Below are 4,913 nucleotides of genomic sequence, written 5' to 3' on the forward strand. Positions count from 1 at the left end.
TCTCATTTAATCTTGTGCTATAAATATTTCGCAAGGCTGTTGCTTTATCACAACAAGAACAATTTGTTGTGAGGTACGGAGTACCAAAATCTTTGTAGCAGAATATTACAACAAACATTAAAGGTGCAGCGCACCGTAATATATCCTTATTGACAAAATGTGCTTTTCTTGCAAATATTTCTATCCGATTCGGGATGATACCTTTGAAACGGGGTATCGCCTTCTATTTAATATCCCGGTGCGCTGCACCTCTTCTTCCTCTCATTTAATCTTGTGCTATAAATATTTCACAAGGCTGTTGCTTTATCACATCAAAAGTAGCATATCCACAATGCACTACTTACTCTAAGCAAACTACATATTCCGTTGCAAAGAATCATTTCAGACTAAAACATCACATAATTCAGCTAATCCCGAAGCCTGAAGGGCTTATATACCAGAACTAGGGGCATCGCCCCTAGTATGTATGTGTCATGATTAATTCAGGCTGAAGGCCTGACATATTCCAGCCCTTCAGGCTGATGATTTACAGTTTTGTTATACTAGGGGCGATGCCCCTAGTTAAGGAATTGGAGCCTTTCAGGCTCTAATAAACGCGAAGCGAATTGCAAGTGTTTTGGATTTGTCCGTGTTCATACAGATTGCCACACTATGCCCGTAAAAACAAACTTTTTATGGCTTTTCACAAATAATATTTTTCTGAATAAATCTGATGAATACAAAAAAAGAGCGATGCAGAACATCACTCTCCTGTGTTTCAGAAGAAACACCCCATTATGAAAAGATAAATATCAACTACGCTTCCAATTCCGGAGTTATGGCGTCCGCAAATCGCTTAGAAATAGACAGATATTTGTTTTTAAAATCATCGTGTTTCACATATTCTTTAATCTGATCTTGCCATCCGTCGGCCTGATCAGCTAATTCCATGATTCTATGTTTATTCGATAAATCCTGTGCTTGTTGCTTTTCTATTTCAACCACTTCGATATACTCATTTACCCATTTCTCATACTTCTCCAGAAATGCACTTCGATCTTTCAAAGTAGAAAAACGATTGGGATTCACATTTGCCAATGCTTCCGATTCTAAAAGCGCTGCGGCTCCTACTGTAAGACCCAGTTTTTGAAGAAATCCTCTTCTTGTGCTGTTTTGATTACTCATATTTTTACAATTAAGACTTTCAGGTCTTAAAACTACTATTTAAATTCAGTTTAAAAAAGAATAGGCAAAATATTTGAGTCTTTTTGCCAGAAAAAACTACCTTGAATTTTCAATTTAATAGCTGCTTTTTTGTTTTCAATTCCCTTTCGGGATTTCAGAAATACGGCACTAACGAAACTCTTTTTACCAATGACAAATTTAAACCACCACATCCCTACAAAGGAAGAAGCTTTTTCCTTGCTTAAACAATACACCAAATCGGAAAGCCTTATTATTCATGCTTTAGCAGTTGAAGCTTGCATGAGATACTACGCCAGAAAACATGGAGCGGATGAAGAAAAATGGGGTGTTATCGGTTTGGTTCACGATTTAGATTGGGATCAGTTTCCAGAGCAGCATTGTAAAAAGACCCGCGAAATTTTAGAGGATGCCAATTGGCCGGAGGAATATATTCGCGCAGTAGAAAGCCATGCATACCTTACCTGTACCGATGTAGAACCCCAAAGCATACTCGAAAAAACACTCTACGCAGTAGATGAGCTAACCGGATTAATAAGAACTACGGCTTTAATCCGTCCCTCAAAATCGGTGTTGGATATACGGGTAAAATCGGTAAAACGCAACTGGAAAAACAAACGCTTTGCCGCTGGTGTAGACAGAACAGTTATCGAAAGAGGTGCCGAGATGTTGCAGATAGAAATCCCCGATTTAATTCAAGGCTGCATTGAAGCCATGCAGGAAGTAGCGGAAGAATTAGAACTAAAAGGCAATCTCTAAAGTTTTTATCAAGCTGCTTTGCGTGGATTTTACCTACTCAGACCTACGAGAGTATTTTGCCACATGGATTTTGCCAACTCAGACCTGCGAGAGCATCTTGCCGCGTGGATTTTGTCAGATCTGAGTTTCTGAGACCAAAAGGCGTTGCTTTTTCACCAGATCTGAGTTTCTCAAACCAAAATGCATTGGGTTTTCACCAGATCTGAATTTCTCAATCCAAAATGCATTGCTTTTTCACCAGATCTGAATTTCTCAATCCAAAATGCATTGCTTTTTCGCCAGATCTGAATTTCTCAAACCAAAATGCATTGGGTTTTCACCAGATCTGAATTTCTCAATCCAAAATGCATTGCTTTTTCGCCAGATTTGAATTTCTCAATCCAAAATGCGTTGGGTTTTCACCAGATCTGAATTTCTCAATCCAAAATGCATTGGGTTTTCGGCAGATCTGAGTTTCTGAATATCCAATTCGCACGAACTTGCTTAGCATCTCCAAGATGCTTAGCAAGTCAATCGGCATTTGCTCGAAATCTGAGTTTCGCAGACTAAAATGCATTGCGTTTTCCTCAGATCTGAATTTCGCAGAGTAAAAGCTAATGGATTTTCGCCAGATCTGACTTCCTGAAATACCCAAGTCGCTCAAACTTGCTTAGCATATCCAAGATGCTTAGCAAGTCAATCGCCATTTGCTCGAAATCTGAGTTTCGAAGACCAAAATGCAGGTTTATTTCAGATAAAAATTTTCTAAGTTAATAAATTTCTAGTTTATTTTGACCTGTCAAATCTGCCAACTTGTAAATTTCATAAATATTAATATTTCTCCTTAAATAATTCTCATAATCACCTATTTATTCATAGCTTCGAATTGCCTAATAATAGTATAAACCCTAAAATAAAATTGAAATGGAAATTAAATTATTAAGTAATTGTACTGCAAATGAGGCATTTGACACTCACAGCAATTGTTTATCAGTACTAAAACAAAAAGACTTAAGTGCTGATCAGAATTTAACTGGAATAGTAACAAAACTAAGCAAGGAAGGAGAAGTACTTCTGCATTCTATTGGTATAGAAAAGAAATCGGAATTTACGCAGGAAATTTCAGCCTTAGATACTGTTTTTGATGGCAGCTTAATCTGTTTTAAAAAGTTTGTGGAAGCAAATATGAGCTTATCAGAGCAGGATAAAGTTGAGAAAGCTGATAAAATTTGGAATAAGATTGAGGCTAAAAATCCTTACCTGTATAAACTGGGATACGAAGAACAAATGACCCAAGCATTGGCATTGTTCAATGATTTAGACGGTGATGAATATCAGGCTGCGATGAGCGATTTGCACGGAGTTTCGGAAAGCTATCAGCAAACAAAAACCGCTTACAACGAATTGCAAAGTACATACCGAAAAGGTCAGGAAGTAAAAGCATTGAAAGAAAATACAATTCCTTCGAACAATGCGAAAAAAGAAATACTTGATATTATCAATACAAAACTACTGCCTTATCTGGGTATTTTAGCCGACATCCAAGCAGATGCCTATGGCGACACCTACACCAAAATCACTCACTACATAGAACTAGTAAATACAAAAATAAGGACTCGTAGAAGCCGAGCTGTTGCTCAAGAAGAAGCAAACAGCGAAGCGGAATAAGTCATATTTATTTAATCAATAGTTGGGCAGAGACAAGGTGTACGCCTTGTCTCTTTTATTAAAACCTTACTTTTAATTTTTACAAAAGGACACGAGCTACAAGCTCGAGCATGGAAGAAAAACCATATTATAACCATTAATTTTAACAAAAATGAAAAAAGTATTATTAGTATTCAGTGTGATTCTTATGACTTCGAACTTGTTCGCTTAAGATGCAAAAGACATTAAACAAGAAGCTACAAAAATGGATGCATTTGCATCTAAAACCGGAGTAATAGTCAAATACATTGATTTTTCACTACCTAATTTAAAAGTAACTTATGGCGCAGCTGAAACGAAAATTAGGAAATTCATTAGTGGCAAAGATGTGGAGTATTTTTATCAAATATCAAAAGAAGGAAAATATGATACTAAAACAGCGTCTATAGCCTACGAAGATTTACTTGAAGTAATAAAAGCAATTTCATCATTAAAATATGAATCAGCAACGGACAAAGCACTTAATCCAAATTATCTAGAAAATAAATTTGTAACTGATGATGGATTTAAGTTAGGTTACTACGTTAGTAAGGGAAAGCTTGCTTGGTATTTAGTTTTAACAAAATATGGTTCAGGAAATACGATATTTATTAATGATGTTTCTGAAATAGAAGCTGCTTTTAATGCTGCTAAACAAAAAATTGAAGAACTAAAACAACAATAAAATGAAAACTAACAAAACAGGCATTAAAAACATACTTAATAGAAAAATAAATTAACAATAACTACTTATAAATTTTAATTATTATGGACACAAACAAATTACTGGCTTATGAAAGTCGCAAAGCAAATCCAACAACAATTTGGTTATTATTTTTATTCTTAGGATGGTCGTATGGTTCACTTGAGAAAATTGGGTTACAAATTCTTTATTATATCACTTTGGGTGGCTTTGGATTTTGGGCTTTAATTAGACTATTTACTCTTAATGGATCTATTAAGAGTTATAACCGTAGAATTGCTGGTCAGGTAGGTTTTGACAACCAGGAAATGGCTCTTCTTAATTTACTGTAATTTTATACTTCTGGCATTAGACTTAAGTTACAAATTGCAAACATATTTAAGCCTAAAAAAGCTAGAATTAAATCCTGCTAGCGTGAGCTATAAGCTCGCGCTAGCAGGAAAACTAATTCCTAAACAATCCTGTCCTAAACGTTTTTCCACTATCATTATCTCAACCTAGAATCGCACATTTCAGTGGTATTTAAGTCATATTCTAAAATAGCACCCCCTGGATTGCAATTATAGGCTTTGGTTTTGGTTGATCAAAAGGTTCATCGAGCCAT

5 protein-coding genes are annotated in these 4,913 nt (G+C 35.7%); 4 read left to right on the forward strand and 1 reads right to left on the reverse strand.

Translation table 11 applies throughout. The annotated features are described in order from the left end of the window. Positions 1-795: 795 nt before the first annotated feature. Complete coding sequence (locus DLK05_RS16225) at positions 796-1,164, reverse strand: twin-arginine translocation signal domain-containing protein (RefSeq protein WP_127345054.1); 369 nt, start codon at positions 1,162-1,164, stop codon at positions 796-798. Positions 1,165-1,353: 189 nt separating this feature from the next. Between DLK05_RS16225 and DLK05_RS16230 the strand changes: the two genes are divergently transcribed. The 4 genes from DLK05_RS16230 (at position 1,354) to DLK05_RS16245 (ending at position 4,641) form a co-directional block, all read left to right on the forward strand. Continuing rightward, positions 1,354-1,941 (forward strand): HD domain-containing protein, encoded by a 588-nt coding sequence (locus tag DLK05_RS16230; protein WP_127345055.1) that lies wholly within the window; start codon positions 1,354-1,356, stop codon positions 1,939-1,941. A gap of 903 nt (positions 1,942-2,844) precedes the next feature. Continuing rightward, positions 2,845-3,588, forward strand: coding sequence for a DUF6261 family protein (locus DLK05_RS16235; protein ID WP_127345056.1), 744 nt, complete (start codon positions 2,845-2,847; stop codon positions 3,586-3,588). Between the two features lie 244 nt (positions 3,589-3,832). Next, positions 3,833-4,291 carry a hypothetical protein gene (locus DLK05_RS16240; RefSeq protein ID WP_209319930.1) on the forward strand — a complete coding sequence of 153 codons (459 nt, stop codon included), beginning with the start codon at positions 3,833-3,835 and terminating at the stop codon, positions 4,289-4,291. A gap of 83 nt (positions 4,292-4,374) precedes the next feature. Further along, a complete protein-coding gene (locus tag DLK05_RS16245; RefSeq protein WP_127345057.1) occupies positions 4,375-4,641 on the forward strand; it encodes a hypothetical protein in 267 nt (88 codons plus the stop codon). Positions 4,642-4,913 lie beyond the last annotated feature (272 nt).

The sequence above is a fragment of the Ancylomarina longa genome (genome assembly GCF_003996985.1).
GTDB lineage: Bacteria > Bacteroidota > Bacteroidia > Bacteroidales > Marinifilaceae > Ancylomarina_A > Ancylomarina_A longa.

Excerpts from the sequence above, each read along its gene's own strand:
- DLK05_RS16235 (WP_127345056.1), top strand. The coding sequence starts at position 2,845 with ATGGAAATTAAATTATTAAGTAATTGTACTGCAAATGAGGCATTTGAC.
- DLK05_RS16240 (WP_209319930.1), top strand. The coding sequence starts at position 3,833 with ATGGATGCATTTGCATCTAAAACCGGAGTAATAGTCAAATACATTGAT.
- DLK05_RS16225 (WP_127345054.1), bottom strand. The coding sequence starts at position 1,164 with ATGAGTAATCAAAACAGCACAAGAAGAGGATTTCTTCAAAAACTGGGT.
- DLK05_RS16230 (WP_127345055.1), top strand. The coding sequence starts at position 1,354 with ATGACAAATTTAAACCACCACATCCCTACAAAGGAAGAAGCTTTTTCC.
- DLK05_RS16245 (WP_127345057.1), top strand. The coding sequence starts at position 4,375 with ATGGACACAAACAAATTACTGGCTTATGAAAGTCGCAAAGCAAATCCA.